The sequence below is a fragment of the Leptolyngbya sp. KIOST-1 genome, from assembly GCF_000763385.1.
Taxonomy (GTDB): domain Bacteria; phylum Cyanobacteriota; class Cyanobacteriia; order Phormidesmidales; family Phormidesmidaceae; genus Nodosilinea.
Window position 1 is genome coordinate 170684 of record NZ_JQFA01000004.1, and the last position, 18752, is coordinate 189435.

Consider the following 18752-nt stretch of genomic DNA (forward strand, 5'->3'; position numbering starts at 1 on the left):
GATTTAAGTTAAGTCAGTTAACTCTTTGAAAAAAAGAATATGCCAAGGCTATAGTTGTTTTCCTCGACAAGATCAACTATAACTTCCTCATTGAACTCAGAAAGATAAGTGACAATGCCAGATTTAATAATGATCAACTTTTCAAGCTTTAATCCTTCAGCATTTGCGAGATTAAGAATAGTTTTGGGATCAAAAACCCAATTCCCATTAAACTCAACTCTTTGCCTGCCAATAGGGACAGACAAATAAAGTTGACCTCCCGATTTTAATAATGAGGCCATATTTTGAAAGCCTTGTTTATATCCATCAGGATTAATCGGGTCACCGTATCTCCCCAGACCAAAGTGCTCTAAAGCATGAAGACAAGACAAAGAGTCACAATAACCTTTTTCTAGGCTGAAATTAGATACAGCTTCTTTATCCATCAAATCAAGCTGGCGAAAAATAATACCAGGTACTTGTGCTCTAACTAAACGCACATCAAAGGCTTCGAGTTCACGGAAACTAGCAACATGAGCTACAAACCCGTCTACCCTTGAACCAACATCTACATGCCTTACTGGCTTAGCATTATGGACCTCTCGAGCCACTATCAGATCCTGTAAGAAATACTCACTCTTTGTACTTTCTACTTGTGAAAATCTATCATTCAGGTAGGGCCTAATCCTTAACTCTCCATTGTATCTTTTTCTAAATGTCATCCAATCTAACAGGTATTTTGGTAATCCGCGCAAGGAGAGTATTAGTCTAAGAGGTTCAAAGCCACATTGACTAGAAAGGAAGAAGTTTATCTTGATCAATTTTTGCTTTACAAGCATTTATAGCACTCAAGTAAAATACAACGAAAGGAAACTACTCAAAAGCTAATGCCCTTTGAGTTCGGGTGGTTTTTGACCCAGCCAAGTCATCCATGCAAAATATAGAAGTGAAAATAAAAGTAGCGAGCCTATAATTCCGGAGAGTCCAAAAAACCAAGCAGCTATAAAGTTGCAAAAAGTTCCAAAGATTGCTGTAACAATCTTAGCGGCAGTCATTGCCCGAATATTTATTTCTGACATCAGCTTTAAAGCGATCATTTGACCCGAGGCAAATAATCCTCCTGACAATACTATCCAAGGCAAAAAATAAGAGGAATCACGAAATGAAGGTGCGACTAGTACCTTAAATAACCAACTATGGAATAGTAACGAAATAAGAAAAGCTAATCCAGTTAGAACAAGGCATGTGCCAGTAATACGCCATGCTAAACGGTGAACAGAAATATTACGGCCATTATCTGTAGCTGCTCCTGAACGCTGATAAAGGATTGGTCCTAGGAAAGACGTGGCCAAGGCTGTAACCAGACTAATTGGGGTATAACCTAGCTGAAACAAAACTGCATATTGACCAACTTGTTGAACAGTGGCAAAAGCACCTAAAGCCCATCGATCTGATACTTGCTGAACCCAGGTAAACGCTCCCCAAATAGAGAAGGGCCATGCAAATATCCAGATTTGCTTAATCCAATTTTCGTCTACCTGATTGCTTTGCTTAACTGGCAAAGTTTGGCGTTGGCTAAGTAAAAGACACCTGAGAAAATATAATTGAGAAGCAGTTACCACTAAAGCAGCAATTCCATGGGCGATGACAACGGTAAAGCTAGAGGCACCTAGCCAAGGAATAACTATTACTATTAAGCCAATTTTAAGCCATACATTTAGACCACTATGCAAGGCTACAATGGACCGCTGTCGAGCTGCATTTTGAATGCCACTCAAGACAGCATTTAAATTACTAATAATGCCAAATATCATTACCGCTACTGCTAGACCAAGCCACTGGCTTTGCCCAGTCAATATAAGAGCAATAACAAGCAGAACTGCCAAGAGTAGTACAACTAGTATGGCATAGCCTACAAGGCTTTTAGACGCGTTAAAATAACTTTTCAGATCCTGCTTCTCAATGGCAACTGAATAAAAGCGAGCAATTCCTCCGCCAATGCCACCCATTACAACCTGGCCAACTAGAGCCGAAATAGTAAGACTAAGAGCTAATTCCCCATACTCAACAGGTTGTAGATGCTCAGTTAACACTCTAACTAGAGCTAATGAGCCAAGAACAGCGGCAATTTGTCCAATTAAAATCCACGCTCCCTCTTGTGAAAGTCGCTTAGCACGAGCAATATCTATATTGTAGAAACAAGAGGTCAAATACCTTTTAATACTCATCCATCTTGATTGCAAATAAACCTTGAAGTACCTTTGGCTCAGTGGATACACCATCCACATTTGCCATTTTATTGTTCACAAAAGGGAATGCCATAGGTAAAGCAGCCCTCAATTCCTCATTGCTAAACTGCTGAGAAAGAGGGCAGAAACCCTCATTTCACTTTTATCTATCAAATCTGCTCAGAGTGTTGTTACTGAAAACTATTTTCATAAACTCAATCGTTGACCAGGATTTTAGTAGAGTTTATCGCATCCAGAAACCAAATTAAGTTCGAGCGCCATCGAATAATCAGCTTCAAAAATACCCTTATTATTGGCATTCTCTGAGCTAGTACTATAACCACCAAAGCTGATCTATTATGAATAGATGGATCGAGAAAAACTGCTTCCGCCATTAGTGTATTAGCAGCGTCTAACTTAGAAGATGCTAGGTAACGAAAGGCTAGACTTCTCAGTCGAAGTGGCAACTGCAAACTAACTAGAGCAAGCTTTTGAAAAGCTTCGTAGCCATCTCTATCGAGTGGGTCAAATCCCTGCTCTCTTTTTATGAGAGCACAAGTAACTGCAAATTCTGATAGATAAGCTTGCTTTCTAGCCTTTGAGGGAACTCTAGTTACAGAACCTTCTATCAATTCTCTTTCGTATAAAATCTTTGGAACAATAGCAAAACGAGTAATTGGAGCCAGCCTTAACCAAAGATCTCGATCTTGAGCAAACTCGAAGAACACACGATAACCACCCACTTGTTCGTAGAAAATACGCTTAAACATAACTTCTCCATGAGAGAAAATATTTTCTTTGATTAGTTGAGATAGCTGATCTTCCTCTATCACTGGGCGTTTAACATGATACTTACCGGTGACTACGTTAAAACCCCGCATATAACATCCAACAACCCCAACATCAGGGCTCTTCATAAGTAAGTTAGCCTGCATCTCTATCCGATCAGGCAAAGAAATATCACCAGAGCCATGTATTGCGATTAATGACCCTCGAGACGCTTCAATTGCAGCACGTAGAGCAGACACAAATCCTTTATTTTCGTGTGTAATCAAACGAATTCGTGAGTCACGAAAGAACATGAGTTCATTTAAAGTAGTATCTGTTGAACCATCATTTACAAGTAAAATTTCAATGTTTGAATATGTTTGTCTTAGTAAGCTTTCAACAGAGCACTTTACGTATTTAGGACGATTATAGAAACATGAGATAATAGAAACAAGCGGTTTATTTACGTTTCCTTCTATATCCAAATGGGTCACGCTCTGATTTTGTCTTTACCCTATTTAAATTATTATGAGAATAGCGCATTTCATATAATCTGACAGGCTAGCAAGAGATACAAAGCTTAGACAATTTCTCATCTAGCTGATCATAACCCCTAAAGATTTGCCATGCATTTTCTATAATAGTTGGAGCATCTGCTACAAAACCTGCAACCATTAAAGCTGCACCAGCTCTTAAGTCAAGGGCTGTAACCTTAGCTCCATGAAGATCTTGTCCACCTTGAATAACTAAGAGATTGTCCTTAATTGCATAATTCATTCCCATCTTAGCGAGTTCCTCAGCATAGGCATATCGACCAGGAAACCTTAGATCAATAATTCGGCTTTCTCCTTTTGCCTTTGCACCTAAAACAGCAAACAATGGCTGCATGTCAGAATTAATTCCTGGGTAAGAACCAGTGCTGATATCAACGGGGTAACAGCTTGAGCCCCGAACAGTAATCCTGTTATCTAATCGATAAAAACGAACTCCGCTTTCCCGGAGATGAATAAGAGGGACTTCTAGGTGTTCAAAGGGAAAATCTATAATTTCTATATCTCCATTGGTCACAGCTGAACCAATTAACCAGGTTAGGGCTTCAACATTATCAGCAATTACTCTATGAGTAACGCCACCTAATTCATTAACTCCCTCAACAATGATGCTCTCCTGCCCACGAACTTCAATTTTAGCTCCAAGGGAATTAAGGAACTTAACTAAATCTTGAATCTCCGGACGAATATGCGGCCCCCAAATACGCGTTCTACCTTTGGCTAAACATGCACAAATGATACTGTTCTCGGTAGCTCCTGTTGATCGAATAGGTAGAAAAATGTCTGTCCCTTTGAGTTCTTGATGCCTAGAAACTTCTGCACAAAGGTAACCATTCTCCTCCCAGACGTGAGCTCCAAATGATTTGAGCACCATAAGGTGGATATCGTATTTACGATCGCCGAGTTGACATCCTCCCGGCAATGGAACTTTCCCTTGACCTGTGCGTCCTACTAATGCTCCTAGAATCAGTAAAGTGTTGCGAATTAATCTTTTATTCCAGATAAGCTCAGAAGAAGGTGTTCTTGCTTCAGCGATCTCTATCTCACTTCCATTAATAAGTCGGCAGGTTTTACCTAGAGCCTCCAACATCTCAATATGGATAAGGGCGTCAAGCAATGTGCTGGGATAGTTTTGCAATCGAATTGGTGCTGAAGTTAATAGAGAGGCTGCCAAAAGTCGTAGTGTGGAGTTTTTTGCTCCGCTAATTTTAACTTCTCCCACTAGACGCGACGGATAAATTATGAGTCTATCCAGATTATTAGGCATCTTAAGGTAAAAAACGTACTTCGGGTTCTAATTGAATTCCTAATTGATTGTCCACGCGGGTTTGAATATAATCTATTAAATGGCGTACATCTGCCGACGTTGCGGATCCCATGTTTTCGATCCAATTTGCATGAACTGGGCTAACCCGCGCTCCACCGAATTCAAAACCTTTCAAGCCTGCTTGTTCAATATACCAACCTGCACTTTTGCCTCCAGAAGGAGACTTAAAAGTACTGCCAGCAGTTGGTTTATCTAATGGTTGCTTACGCTTACGCTCTCTGAGATGTTCAAGTGTACTGCGTCGGATTTTGTTGGGTTCACCTTCACTGTTTATGTGAAAACGAACTTTTAGCACTAAACGTTGGTCATCAAGTAAACTTGTATAACGATAGCCTGCATGTACATCAGCCATAGTTAGCGTTTTGATTGTGCCGTCTAGGTTAAGGACATCAAAGTCTTTGACAATGTCTGTCATTTCACGAGGGCGAAACACAGTTAATCCAGCATTCATTGCGACAGCACCGCCAACGGTGCCAGGAATACCAATAAGAAATTCAAAGCCTGAGAAGCCTTCGTGAGCAGCGAACCTAGATAAGCGAGGCAAAGAAACACCGCTTTCTGCAACAATAAAGTTGTCTTCTCTGCACAGTTTAGTTAAAGAATTGCATGTTATTACAACCAGGCCCGGGAGACCAGAATCATCAATTAGGACATTGGAACTGCGGCCAAGAACATAAACAGGCAATTGGCATTCAGCACACCAGGTTAATGCCTCACGAAGATTTCCCAAAAGGGGCTCTACTAAATATTTTGCTACTCCGCCAATTTTCCAGGTTGTGTAAGCAGCTAGTGGAATATTTCGAAGAGTATTTTTATTCATTTTAGAGCATACATTTAGCTTTGCAGGAGGACCATAGTTTTTAAGTAGAGCTATCTAGATCACTTGTAATATCTATAGTGGTTCTTGACACATGAGGCACACCTCAACTAGGACAAGATTGGGAACTCGCAGACTTGGGTAACTTACCTATGTTTTATTCGAGTGAGAATGTTATGTAAACTACTTTTTAAGAGAATAGAAAGCCTATTATTGGTTTTCCAAATAGTCTCTTTATCCTCTAAAATGTGACTAATATTTTTTGAGTGAAGTACCAGTTCAACCATAATTTGAATTCGATAAATCTACATTGCTAGGACTTGAAGCCTTAATCTTACTTGCTCAAGTTCTAAGTTCCATACCTCAAGAACTCTAGTCATAGTGTCACTATTTTTTTAAAGCTCCCGGATTGCTCCAAAAAATCTTGATAACGTCCTTGAGCTACTACTTTCCCATCACTCAATTTTACAATCCAGTCACAGCGTTCTACCGTACTTAGTCTATGGGCAATCACTAAAATAGTCAGATCGTTACCTAGGCCATTGATAGCGGCCATTACTTCTTTTTCTGTAGCATTATCTAACGCACTGGTCGCCTCATCAAATATTAAAACTGATGCCTGTCGATATAGTGCTCGGGCTATTCCTATCCGTTGCCTCTGTCCCCCACTTAGCCGAATACCTCTCTCTCCAATTTCTGCCCAGTAGCCTCCAGGGCAGGATTCAATGAACTCAGAAATTTGCGCTTGCTCCGCTGCTTTTTTAAGTTTAGCTAAATCAATTGACTCCTTTAATACACCTAGTGCAATATTCTCAGCTAACGTTGTATCAGCCAAATAGATGTGCTGAGGAACATGGGCAATAGTCTGTTGCCAAGCTCGACAATACTCTTCCTGCAAAGACAAGCCATCCACTAAAACTTGCCCAACCGATGGCTCTAGCAGCCCCATCAAAATATCCAACGTCGTGCTTTTACCGCTACCCGTTGTGCCAATGATGCCAACCCGCACCCCCTTAGGAATCGTAAACGAGATATCTTGGAGTACCCAGGGAGATTCCTCCGAGTAGCGAAAACTGACCCCTGCAAACTCGATCGCCCTGTGCCACTCCAGCGGCGGAGGCGGCGGCTGCAAAAAACTTTGGGGTAGCGGCTGTCCCAGCAGCTTCATTACATCCTCCGCAGATCCTTGATCGCCTCGCAAAAACGCCCAGGCCGCAAACATCTGCTGCTGCGCTGGCAATAGTCGCTGTGCTCCTAGCGCCAGCGTTCCCAGCAGGGGCAGCGCCATTGCCCCACCCCCTACCTGCTGACTCAAGCCGTAGGCGATCGCCGCAATCAGCACCATCCCCAGCGCCTCCATGCCATAGCGAGGGCTGCCAGCAATAAACGCATTTTCTGCCTTGGCCTGGCGAAAGGGCCAGTCCGCCTGGCGGTACAGCTCATAGTAGAAGGGCTGCGTGTGGTTGAGCAAAACATCGCGAATGCCCCCCATCCCCTCCTGGAGAGCCTTAATCTTTTGAGTCAGCGCGCGGCTCATAATGCGGCTGTTACGGGCTAAGCGAGGTCGAGTAATGGCAACAATTCCGGCATAGAGACTGCCAAAGCCCACAAACGCCGTCGCCGCCAACCACGGGCTGACCGCCACCAGCGCCAGCACAATGGCTGTTACCATCACCGTAGCGCTGGTCAGCGTCAGCGCCTGGGTCACAGCGGCCATCACCGTGTTCACCTTTTCTACCGAGCTGATGATTTCGCTACTGTTGCGGGCAATGTGCACCTGATAGGGCTGGTACAGCGTACGCCGATACACCTCTACCGACAGCTCATGGCCCACCCGCTGCACATAGTTTTTGATGGCCCACAGTACCAACAGCCGCAGGGCTCCAGCCACCAGGGCCGCCATAGCAAAGGCCACCGTGAGCGGCAGCACTAGCTGGTCACTAGTGGTTAGCCCCAACCAAATCGCCAGACGGGCCGCTGCCGGGTAGTCAAAAATCTGCTCTGGAGCAACGATGACGCCCAAAAAAGGCAGCACCGCCCCCAGGGTAACAGCCTCCGCTAAGCCACTGGCCAGCATGAGCCCCACCAGACCAGGGAGCTGCCACCGGCGGCGGGGGCTGAGGTGCTCCCACAGCCCCCGAAGAAGCGATTGAGTGCTGAGGCTACGTGGATTGGAACGACGCCGAACGGGGAAATGGTAGCGCTTAACCATAGTTTTGAGCCAGTACTGGTCTTTTGCAGTGCGTTTCTGTGCAAATGCAACCTACGCATATCCTCAAGACCATGGTTGTCATATCTAAGGTTTTTGCAAAAATACAAACAGATTCCCGGTCAGCCCGCTGGGGGCCAGCCGGTGCACCAGCGACAGTAGCGCAAACACATAGCGGTTGCCCATACAGTAGCCAGGCTCTGGTACGTAGGTATAGGAATAGTTAGACCATCCCGCAAACCATTGCGACACCTGGCGATGGGTATTGCACCGATACTGAGTCGGAAAAATGTCCTCTGGTTTGCGCTCGGGTTGAAACAGACGCAGCGCCCCACTGTGGAGCGACTGCCTCACTAACCGTGCCCCCACGCAAACACAATTCCAGTAATGGGGCGTGCGGGCACAGAAAAAGCCTCCCGGCTTTAGCAATCGCTGAGCCTCGCGTCGCAAGAATTCCAGATCCGCCACCGACAGGTGTTCCAACACATAATCACAGATGATGATATCTATGCTCTCTGCTTCCAGGGGCAGAGAACCATGGGGCTGCTCCTGGTGCAGGTTGCGCGAGGTAATAGGGTTTGTGAGCACCACTGGGCTGACATCGACCCCAATAAACTCCTTCACGTCAGTTTTGAGGTCTCGTAGCGATCGCCGATATTTGCTGGCATCCTCAAAAAACCACTGCCCCCGGCCCGCGCCATAGTCCAAAACTTTGAAGTCTGGCTGCAGCAATGACTTGATACGGCCATAGAACTCCACCGTACCATCCAAGCTGTTGTAACTTCCCAGGAAGCGATCGTTGGAGTTAAACATCTAGGTCAAAAGATTTGCTTAGAAAAACGGACTAACCAATGCGACGGAAATCTTTTACACCTTGGTACTGGGTTTGACGGGCTTGACGACGGGTAAACTCGCTGACCGTGGGGTTGCCGGTGGGTAGGATGACGCCGCTGGCCTGCATCCAGAGGGTTTCTGGAGCCGCTTCAACGCTGTAGTGGTTATTAACGGTTTTGCGGACATGGTACCAGCGGGTTTCCTGGCAATGGTCGCACCAAAATGCCTCTAACCACTCGCCTGTCAGGGGCACCGTGCCGTAGCCAGCGATGACGGTGAGCGATCGCAGGCGACTCAGGCCTCGCTGCTGCAAATGCTCAGCTTGGGTGGTGTAAAGCGGGTATTTTTGGCTGACGCTGTCGAGGTAAGTGCCGTGGTCGGGACAGTGGATGGCGCGCCGTTTAGAGCGGTTGCGGTTGCGAGGGGGTGAGGCCATAGCGAAGGGGAGTAGTTAAGGGTCAAGTGCCCCCAGCGGGTAGGGCTAGAGCGGATATCTCGGACACACTTATCCTGCCTACGGTCTTAGTGGGGCTAAGACTACGGGGGAGAGACTGAGATCTTTAGACCGTCGAAGCCCGCTCCCTGTGAAAAAGGGTACCGGAATTATTCGATTGGGTGAGACCTGGGCCAGAACATTTAAGATTTCGCCTAGATGTCAACTGCTTGCAGGCCGATCGCTACAGACGAGAGGTAGCCGCCTTGGGAGATGGGACCACTGAGGTATGGGTTGGGCCATAGAGGCAGGTTTCCACCACTTCAAGGTACTGAAGCGCGCTCTGTTCGGGGGTAAACTTTTGCTGCATGTAGCTGCGACCGCGATCGCCCATCTGCTGCCCCAGGGAGGGGTTGGCTATCAGCGCCTGGATGAAGTCGGCCAACCCCTGACTGTCGCCATTGCTGAAGGCACGACCAAAGCCACCTTCGGACAGCAGCGATCGCAGGTAGGAGTGATCTTCGCAAATAGCGGCTACTGGTCGGCCAGCCGCCAGGCTGCTGTAGAGCTTGCTGGGAGCCACCAACCCCTCTACCCCCGGCACCAGGCTGACCAGGCTCAGATCGCAAGCGGTAAGCGAGTAGGGTAAATCGGCCTTAGATTGGTAGGGCAAAAACAGACAGTTGGTCAATCCGGTTGCCTGGGCCCAGTCTGCACAGGGTTGCCGCTTGGCACCACCGCCGACAAACACAAACATCACCGGCGCATGGCGCAGAGTCTGGGCTGTGGCCATCACGGTATCCAGGTCGTGACAACGACCCATATTGCCCGAGTAGAGCACCGTGAAAACCTGACTCAGGCCGTGCTGGTGGGCGAACCAGTTATCGGCCTTGGGGCGAGGAAAAATCAGTCTGGGATCGGCCCAGTTGTGAATGACCGATATTTTGTCGCCAATCTCAGGGCACTGATCGACAATGCGTTGCTTCATGGTGCGGCTGAGTACCACGATCGCCTCGGCGTGGCGCCAGGTCAGGCAGTTAAGCCAGTGCCACAGTCGGGCCAGGCCGTGGGTGGCGGGAACCACTCGCAGCGCCACCGCCACCTCAGGGTAGAGGTCGTAAACAACGCACAGGTAGGGCTGCTTAAACAAGACGTGTAGCAGGTAGGCCAGCACCGGCAGGTAGGGCGGCTCGGTGGTGACCAGCACCAGATCGCCTCGGCGGGCCGGGTGCAGCAGCTTAACCAGCGATCGCAGACAGTAGAGCAGTCCGCCCACGGCCCGCCCGCGAATCCGCTGGGGCCACAGGCGAGAGGTGCGCGTGCGCCGCACCACAACCCCGTTGATGGTCTCGCGCTGAGGTGCCAGGGGATGGTCATAGGCATAACCCGGCTGACCGGCAAACACCTGCACCTTCAACCCCTGACGGCTCAGGCCCTGCGCCAATTCGGCCATTAACTGCCCAGTGGGCGCATAGTCAGGGGGGAAAAACTGAGTCAAAATTGACAATTGTGGAGATACGCCCGGATCAAAATGCATCAATTCTATCCGCCTTTACTTCCAGAAACATGGCACTAGCGGCACACAGAAGTTTCTTGAGATTTTATTCTTAAGTTCCTAACTCGAAGTTTTATTTGTACAAAGCCTGCAAACAGACTGCCGCTGTGCTTTGTGACCCAAAAGCCAGCATTAGTTCACTTACTCTTGGGCTATGGGTAGATCAAATCGACTTTACAAAAATCAAAAATTCCTGACAAACAAAAGCATTTCTTATTGTTGTCGCCGTCAACACAAGGTTACACCAGGCAACTCATGCTCGAGGCGATTTACCTTGTTCAAGAATTCCCACCCAAAGGCCAGAAGACCATTACTAAAAGAATGTTTACATAATCCACGGTAGGCCGCAGTCCAAGGTGTTGTGACGACCTTTTCCAGCGAAAGGGCGATTGCCCCACCGGAGAAGCGATTTCAGAATATTGAGAAGGATACCGCATTTATCAAATTAATGCAGCAGTAATTTTTGTTTTTTTTAGAGTCAGACCGACAATGATAGATCAAAGCGATTTGAATGGTTTCGAGGCTCATTCACGAAAGAAACTGTCTAAAAAGCTACAAAAGCAGGTTCAGTACTGCTGCGATCGCCCCGTTCTTCAAATCGAGTAGAACCCTCACGTCTATGCTGAGGGCAGAAACTAAAACCGGAAAAACTCGCCTGGCGTTGATTTATGGTCGCCAACAAACAGAAAGAACTCAATCAGGCATAAAGCTGGCCATTTGAGTCAGTCTATTGCCAAAGTTAGAGGTCGCTTCAGTCCGCAGCGTAGCCGATGCAGGAACGCAGCGTTTCAATTGACCTGCGATCTGCTGCGCGCTTAAATACAAGCGATCAAAAGAGACGCTTCAAATTTATAGCGATGGCCATCACGCTTAGGACATTGGCCTCTCCCAAGGCAAAAACTGGGGCAGCGCCATGGCGTATAGCCATAGTTTCAGGGGCATTGGTCATGTCCTAACGGTTCTGGCGATGGCTATAGTTTCAAGCATGGCAAACGGTGAATCTAATCAGTTAGACGAAGTTTGAACCTCAATGGCGGTTCGCAGCTGCTGCAGCGATCGCCCTAACACCACAAAATCTTCGAACTGGGCCAGGCTGACTAAAACATCTGGGTCGGTGTTGTCCAAAATGTTGTTGTAGGCCTGGATAGCGGCCTCCAGCTGGGTCGCGTTGATGGGGGCTGCTGTGCCGCCAGCCTGAGCCGGCAGTAGACCACTGACGGCATTGAAGAGGTTGACCAGGTCGATGTAGTCGATTCCCGCCACGGCCATGTCGGTGAACGCAGTCACCTGATTGGGGGGTATACCTGCGGCGAAGGCAGCGGCTAGAAAACCCGCCGCGTTGGCAACCTGCTCCAGGCTGCCCTGGAGCGGCGTAACCAGGGGGGTGCCTGCCTGAGGCACAAAAACTGAGGACGTCGCCACCCTGGTACCCGGAGCGGGCGCGGTCTGGGCAACGAAGCCCTGCAGGCTGGCCACCAGAACACCTGACTGAGCGCCCGTGGCCACGGTAGGGGCCGCGATGCTCAGGCTGCCCTGGCTACTGATCAGCGTCACACTTTCACCGTTGAGGATGGCCGCAACGACAGCGGCGGCAATTTCGCTCACCGTGCCCCCCGCTTCGCCCTCCTCGCCCGTGGCTCCTACCGGGCTCAGGATGTTGAGGACAATGTCCCCTGGCGTAGACAGAATGGCTGCCAGCGAGGGGTTGGTGGTCTGGAGCCCCAGCAGGATCTGGAGGGCAGCGGTGTTGAGGGTTTGCTGCGCCCCGGCGGTCAGGATAATTTCTCCGGTGGCGGGGTCAACCACAACATTGGGAGAGTTTGACGCGATTTCCTCTTCGCTGCCCAACGTCGATGCCCCAATTGGCAGCAGGGTCGAGCCGCCGACAAACACACCGCTGCCCAAGCCCACGGGGACAGACCCTGAATAGCCCGGTAGCGCGATCGCCATACTGCCAGCCAAAAGGCCCATGCCCAATCCCAGTTGTCGCGCCAGTCGGCCTACCAGTCTGTTCACGGTTATTCTCCTGAATTCATGAGTAGAAGCGTTAAAACGAGTATCTGAGGGTTGAAACCCAGGCTGACCAGAGGGCCACCGGAGCTGTTGGGCAGGCGATACGCCTTTGGTGATTAAAATCGAGGGCCAAAGTTAAAGCCATAGCCAATACTGAGCACGGCGACGGAACCGCTCGGGGTATTGTTGCCGACGTCACCGTAGAGCAGGTTTAAAGTCAGCGGCAGCGTAGGGACTGGCACAATTGAGGCCCCCACATTGACCCCCACCCCGCTCCAGGCGGTGTTCACCGAAAACTGAGGATGGACCTGAAGGCCGACCCCAGCAATCAGGCCCACATCACTGCCCTCACCCGCAAAGGAGCCGCCGCCAAGGCCCACTGAGGCCGTAATCGGCAGCCGGTTTTCAGGATGTTCGGGCTGCAGCAGTTGGGCCACGGTGACCACACCGTAGAGACTGGACGCGCTGCCCCCCGCCTCGGGACCGTAGGAAGCAAAGTTGTTCAGCCCTACGGCGGCGGCCACCTGGGTTTCGTCGCTGCTGTGGACCTGGCGATGGACCTTGACATCAAACCCACCATTTTCGCCAAACCGCCGCATGCTGAGCAGGTTGTAGGCCAACTCTACTCCTACCAAGCGACGCGAATCGCCCAGTCCAAAACCTGCGGTGAGGCTGCCGTCGGCTTCGGGCCGCAGGCGATCGGCCCCGCTGAGCGAAAGCCCGATGAACAGATCGCCCCAGTTGGCCCCAAACCCAGACGGAATTCCCGCGTTGGGCGACGGCGGAAACGTCCGAGGTATGTCGGTCGTGGTGGTCAGGGGTTCAATGCGCAGCTGGTCTCGGATCTGGGCCGCATCTGCCTCAGACGCCGTGCCCTGAGCGATGGTTACCGCAGGGGTCGCTGCCACTGACGACGGGAGAGAATTCTCGATGAGGTCTACCCCCCCGATGGCGGTTTGCCCCGTCGACATTACTGGCTGGGGTATGGGAAGGGCCAGCGCTACGTTGGCGGGTTGTTCCAGGGGAAGTTGACTGGAGAACGAGGTAGGGCTGCGATCGCCCTCAGGGCCAGCCGGGGAAACTGCCTCAGGCATGGTGTGACTCGCCTCGGGCCGCTGGGGCTCGGGAGGTACCCCACGGCGGGCCGATCGCAGCGAGGGCAGCTGCGGCTCCCGGCGGTGGGCGGTGGGCGGTAGGCTGGCTGGCGCATTGGCGGGGGCCGCGGTGATGTCGATCGCGCTCAAGGAGTTCTCTAGGCCGTAGGTCGATCGCAAATCTCGCAGCAGGGTCTGCACCGTTGCGGCCCGCGACTGTAGTGCTGCCACTTTCGGGGTTGTGCGCCGGGGCGTGAGTTGAACGGTCGAAGTCGGTGCCGCGGCCGCAGGGACGGTCGGGATCACGGGGGCTGGCTCGGGCGCGATCGCCGCCTCGTGGCCACTCTCCCGATTGATTGGGCTCACCTGAGCGTCAGGCTCCAGAGCAGCCAGGGGCAAGGGCTTAGCATTAGCAGGCTTGGCCACCATTGCAGACAGCGGCTCAGCGGCTGCGGATGTCGTGGTATCTACAGCTGGGGTGGTATGGGGGCGATCGCTCAGCCCGGTCGTCGCGCCCGTTGGGGTCGACAGACTGGCAGCAGCAGGGACCGCTGTAGCAGCCGGGCTCAGATCTGGGGGGGCCAGCTCTGAAGCCGTCAACGCAGCCTCGGTTGCCCCAGCTATCGAGCTGTCTGCAATACCCTCAGGGATCGCCATCTCCGCCTCGAGCCGGGTCGGTTCGGAGTCCTCTGCCGCTGCCGCCACCACCGCTGCCGAATGCTCAGTTTCGGGGCTCCAGGTCGGGTGGGCCGCAGCCTGCTCCTCAATCTGGGGTTCAGTTGTCTGGGCCGACGGTGCGGGCACGGCCACTGGATGGGGATCTTCAGCCTGAATCGCTCCCCCGTCAGCATCAGGCACTGCGGGCGGCAGGTCAGCACTGGCCCTGGCCACCTGGGGCAGCAGCCCCAGCCCAGCCAGCCCCAACAGCCCGCCTGCAACCAGGGGCTTTGGCGGTTTCGATTTACGTTTCATGCCCTATGCTCCTCACATCCCGTTACCGTCATCAACTCACCGCTGGCGGTTCTTTTGCTAGTAGCCTTCCTCCAGCCCAGTCGTTAGCTGAGGGCGACTGTAGTAGCCGTAGTAATGGTCGTAGCCACTCTGCCGACTCTGGGGCACGCCGTTAACGACGAGACCCAGCAGCGGAGCCTGGGCGGTATTGCCCAGGTCAGCCAGCACCCGCTGAATTTCCGATCGCTCCGAGCGGTGCAGTCGCACCACCAGCAGCAGCCCATCCGCGTGGGCCGCCGTAAGTTTAGCGTCGATCATGCCGGCCAGAGGCGGCGTATCAAAAATAATTAGATCGTAGTGGCGGCGATACTGCTCGGTGATCTGCTGCATTTTGCGCGAAGACAGCAGCCGACCGGGCGCCGGGGGGCGAGCCCCCGCCGTCAGCAGGTGCAGGTTGGGGTTGCCCGGCACCGTCAGCACCAGCTCGGTGGGGTCCTCAATGGTCTGGGTGATCAAGTCGCTCAGTCCCTGGCGGTTGGGCTGGCTGAAGATCAGGTGCTGGCTGGGCTTGCGCAGGTCGCCGTCAATTAACAACACCCGACGGCCCATGTTCGCCGCCGCGATCGCCAGGTGCGCACACATCGTCGATTTGCCTTCCCCCGGTATTGACGAGGTCAGCGCCACCACCTGCACCGGCACGTCGGAGCTGAGCATGCGCAGGTTGGCCTCAAGGGAGTAAAAGGCCTCCGCGAAGCTAAAGGAGGTGTAGAGCTTGTCGGGGCTCTGGCTCTGGGTCAGCACATCGGCCATCGTCACCGCCAGGGCGGGGGTCATCAGCAGCGGCTGCTTTTGCAGGGCCAGGGCATTGGGCACCGTGGCCAGGTTGGGCAGCTGGGTGGCCTTGACCAACTCCTCAGCGCTGTGGAAGGCCTGATCCATGCGATCGCGCAGCAGGGCCGCCATCCCGCCCAGCATCAGCCCCACCACCGTACTCAGCAGCAGGTTGCGCGGCAGATTGGTGGTTTTGACGATGCTCGACTCGCTCAGGGGAGAAATAATTTCCCAGGGGGAGGTCTGGCGAGCCATCTGTAGACGCAGCTCCTGGCGGCTGGCCAGCAGTTGGTTGAGGCTACTTTCGGCCACCGTTAGCTCGCGGTCAATTTGCTGAAACGACCGGGACAGGTCCGCTAGCCGCTGAATTTCCGCCTGCAGCTGCTGCACCGCCTGGGCGATCGCCTGGTCCTGGGTTTGCAACACCTGCACCTGGTTGGCTGTATCCACCAGCTGCTGAATCAGGCTTCGACTGACCGAGCCCTGATAGCCCAGATTTTGCGCCTCCACGGCTGCCCCCACCAGGCGCTGGGCTTCGGCCTCCAGCAGCGGCAACAGCTGCTGACGCTGATCTTCCAAGGACTCAATCATGGGCGTTTCAGCGGCAAACCGGGCCGACTCGGCGGCAATGGTCTGCTCCAGCTCGCGCAGATCCCCCAGCAGCGCCTGGTAGGTGGGCGATTCATTGAGGTTGGCCACCCGCAGAGCGGTATTGGGATCAAACCCCACCTGGTTTTGCAGATTGTCGTATAGGGGCTCCAGGGCCGCCAAATTGACCCGCAGCTGCTCCTGGTCGGCCAGCATCTGGTTCAGGCGCTGGGTCACGCTTTCACTGGTGGCGTTGACGTTGACGATGTCGTAGCGCTTCTGAAATTCACTCAGGCTGCCCTCAATGGCCGCGACCTCCTGCCATTTCTCCTGCAGCTGCTCGTCGATAAAACCCAGACCCCGCCGCAGGTCGCCCTGGCGGTCCTGCACGCTGTAGTCTACAAACCCCTCGATCACCTGGGTGAGCACAAAGGCGACCACCTCGGGGTCGGCATCGTTATAGGTGATCCGCAGGACCTTGGAGTCACCCTCCCGAACAATGTTCAGGCGGTTGAGCAGTTGGGTGTAGGTGATGTCCGGGTAGCGGCGCTGAATGTTTTCCAGAATTGGGTTGATCACCGCCGGACCGCGCAACACCCGAATCTGGCTATCGTAGTCCAGGCTCGACCCGGTCCGACCGCTCTGCACCCCCAGCACTTCCTCCAGCCCCCCAGAGGTAACGCTGGTTACGGGCTCAACCAGGAGATTGACGGTGCCGCTGTAGGCCGGGGGACGGCTCAAATGCCAGAGCGTCAGGCCGCCAAAGGAGAGCGCCGCCACTCCCAAAAATACCCCCAGCCGCCGCCTCAGCACCCCGACCAGATGGCTTAGATCAAAATCATCGCCATCGTCTACGAGGGGGGATGGCGGCGCGTTGAGCGGGACGAACCCATGATTGACCTGACTATGGCCGTTACCATTGCCGTTGCCGTTGGCTTCATGGGCCGTTGAGGAGGGAGAAAAAGGCATAGTATTCGAGGGAAATATTCCCAAGAGTTCGTTAACTTATAGCTCAAAAGTCAAAATCCAGCACAATTCAGGCCATTTTTGTGCAGATTAGGCTCGGGTATAGCCATCAGGATCAAAACCCAAACAGCCGCAAAATGGCAGCTAAAGGCGTCAGAGGACGCAGAAAGAGGCCCAGGGTGTCACCAGCGGTGGCGGCAAAGTTGCGATCGACAATCACCACATCGTTGGGGCGCAGAATTGGGTTGGTGGTGTCATTGGCGGCGGCGGCCAGATTGACCTCAACCGTGCGCTGATCGACGCTGCCGTCGGGGTTGAGCCGCACCAGCTGCACCGTGGAGCTTTGGGCGCGGCTGTTCTCAAACCCGCCCGCCGCCAAAATCGCCTGGTTGAGAGTGGCATTGGCCGGTAGGGTAACCCCGCCGGGGCTGGCCACCTCCCCCACCACCTGCACGGGCATCTCTGCGGGCGAGAAATTGGCGCTCGAAACCGCCACCGACTCCTCCGGCGAAATGGCGATCGCTTTGGGAATCACAATCGTGTCGCCGTCGCGCAGCCGAATGTCCTGGCTGATATCGCCGGTGCGGATCAGGTCCCAAAGGCTGGTGGTAATGACGGCATCCCCCTGGCGCTGCTGCCGCCGCACCTGAATGTCTTTGATGTTGGCCTGCTGGGTAATGCCCCCCGCCTCCTGGATCACCTGGGTGAGGGTGGGCCACTGACGCCCCGCGCTTGAACCGTTGCCCCCGCTGCTTTCGGCTTCGAGATCGATGGTGTAGGTGCCGGGGCGGATCACTTCCCCGGCCACTACCACCCGCACCGGGCGCGCCGACAGCAGCGTCACGGTCAGCCGGGGGGGGCGAGTCAGCAGCGGCGCATAGCTGGCGGTCAGGGCCGCCTGGGCTTCGGTGAGGGTCAGGCCCTGCACGGCGACAGTTCCAGCCAGAGGCAGGGCCAGGGTGCCATCCACCAGCACCTCGTGAACGCCGTTTTCGGGACCGCTAAATTCGGGGATATTAAAGATGTCAATGCGGATGCGATCGCCTGGTCCCAGCACGTAGGCTTCAGGAAATCGAGCGTCGGGCTGGGGGGCCGCCAAGTTCGGTTGGGTGAGCACCGGGGCCGCCGTTTCTTCGATCAGGGGCAGCGGTTGACCCTGGGCCAGTCCTGGCTCAAGACCTAAGGTTAGGGGCAAAGCCAGAGTACCCAGACCCCAGCCGATCAGACAAAAACGGTTCATGGCTGAACTTCCTCAGGCCGTCTGGACCAGCGTTTTGCAACATTCGCGCAGCACTGCGATAGCTCATGATGGTCGATTGGCCCCGGTTTGGCTTCAGTATTTCGTAAAGGTTTACCTTAGAGAAATACCGGGCTCAGGGGGGCAGGGCTGCGTTAACAAGGCTCTGACGCACGGCAGCGGCAACTGTTCCCGCAGGAGCGCCCCAACCGATGACACGCCCTGGTACCGCTGTGCGGGATTCAAAATACAACGCTCAAGCTGACTGCTACTGGGTAGCGCCTAGGTGGAGGACTGCGATCAACCCGCGCGATCGCCCCATTTACTGACGGCGCACGATCCACCTGAACCCATGCGCCGTCAATGTCTAA

At 52.9% G+C, this 18752-nt stretch carries 13 protein-coding genes; all 13 read right to left on the reverse strand.

Going from position 1 to position 18752, the window contains the following annotated elements; translation table 11 throughout:
• Positions 1 to 17: 17 nt before the first annotated feature.
• Positions 18 to 818, reverse strand: coding sequence for a DUF268 domain-containing protein (locus NF78_RS17845; protein WP_035990496.1), 801 nt, complete (start codon positions 816 to 818; stop codon positions 18 to 20).
• 45 nt (positions 819 to 863) lie between these two features.
• Entirely contained in the window at positions 864 to 2261 is a 1398-nt protein-coding gene (locus tag NF78_RS31330; protein WP_156119866.1) for a lipopolysaccharide biosynthesis protein, read from the reverse strand.
• Between the two features lie 161 nt (positions 2262 to 2422).
• A complete protein-coding gene (locus NF78_RS29745; RefSeq protein WP_081972747.1) occupies positions 2423 to 3469 on the reverse strand; it encodes a glycosyltransferase family 2 protein in 1047 nt (348 codons plus the stop codon).
• Between the two features lie 67 nt (positions 3470 to 3536).
• Positions 3537 to 4748, reverse strand: a complete 1212-nt coding sequence (locus NF78_RS17850; RefSeq protein ID WP_263970649.1) for a UDP-N-acetylglucosamine 1-carboxyvinyltransferase — start codon at positions 4746 to 4748, stop codon at positions 3537 to 3539.
• 46 nt (positions 4749 to 4794) lie between these two features.
• Positions 4795 to 5673, reverse strand: a complete 879-nt coding sequence (gene murB, locus NF78_RS29750) for a UDP-N-acetylmuramate dehydrogenase (RefSeq protein WP_072016182.1) — start codon at positions 5671 to 5673, stop codon at positions 4795 to 4797.
• 373 nt (positions 5674 to 6046) lie between these two features.
• The gene (locus NF78_RS17855; RefSeq protein WP_072016183.1) at positions 6047 to 7882 is read right to left on the reverse strand and encodes an ABC transporter ATP-binding protein; all 1836 of its coding nucleotides are present in this window, start codon (positions 7880 to 7882) and stop codon (positions 6047 to 6049) included.
• Positions 7883 to 7966: 84 nt separating this feature from the next.
• Positions 7967 to 8692 carry a class I SAM-dependent methyltransferase gene (locus tag NF78_RS17860; protein ID WP_035990501.1) on the reverse strand — a complete coding sequence of 242 codons (726 nt, stop codon included), beginning with the start codon at positions 8690 to 8692 and terminating at the stop codon, positions 7967 to 7969.
• A 31-nt stretch (positions 8693 to 8723) separates the two neighbouring features.
• Positions 8724 to 9149: a hypothetical protein gene (locus NF78_RS17865; RefSeq protein WP_035990504.1), complete on the reverse strand. Its 426-nt coding sequence runs from the start codon at positions 9147 to 9149 to the stop codon at positions 8724 to 8726.
• A gap of 241 nt (positions 9150 to 9390) precedes the next feature.
• Positions 9391 to 10599: a glycosyltransferase family 4 protein gene (locus NF78_RS17870; protein WP_263970650.1), complete on the reverse strand. Its 1209-nt coding sequence runs from the start codon at positions 10597 to 10599 to the stop codon at positions 9391 to 9393.
• A 1107-nt stretch (positions 10600 to 11706) separates the two neighbouring features.
• Complete coding sequence (locus NF78_RS17875) at positions 11707 to 12717, reverse strand: hypothetical protein (protein ID WP_156119867.1); 1011 nt, start codon at positions 12715 to 12717, stop codon at positions 11707 to 11709.
• A 113-nt stretch (positions 12718 to 12830) separates the two neighbouring features.
• Positions 12831 to 14780 (reverse strand): hypothetical protein, encoded by a 1950-nt coding sequence (locus NF78_RS28410; protein WP_052050707.1) that lies wholly within the window; start codon positions 14778 to 14780, stop codon positions 12831 to 12833.
• Positions 14781 to 14837: 57 nt separating this feature from the next.
• Positions 14838 to 17147, reverse strand: coding sequence for a GumC family protein (locus NF78_RS17885; RefSeq protein ID WP_035990510.1), 2310 nt, complete (start codon positions 17145 to 17147; stop codon positions 14838 to 14840).
• Positions 17148 to 17259: 112 nt separating this feature from the next.
• Positions 17260 to 18384 (reverse strand): SLBB domain-containing protein, encoded by a 1125-nt coding sequence (locus NF78_RS17890; RefSeq protein ID WP_052050708.1) that lies wholly within the window; start codon positions 18382 to 18384, stop codon positions 17260 to 17262.
• Positions 18385 to 18752 lie beyond the last annotated feature (368 nt).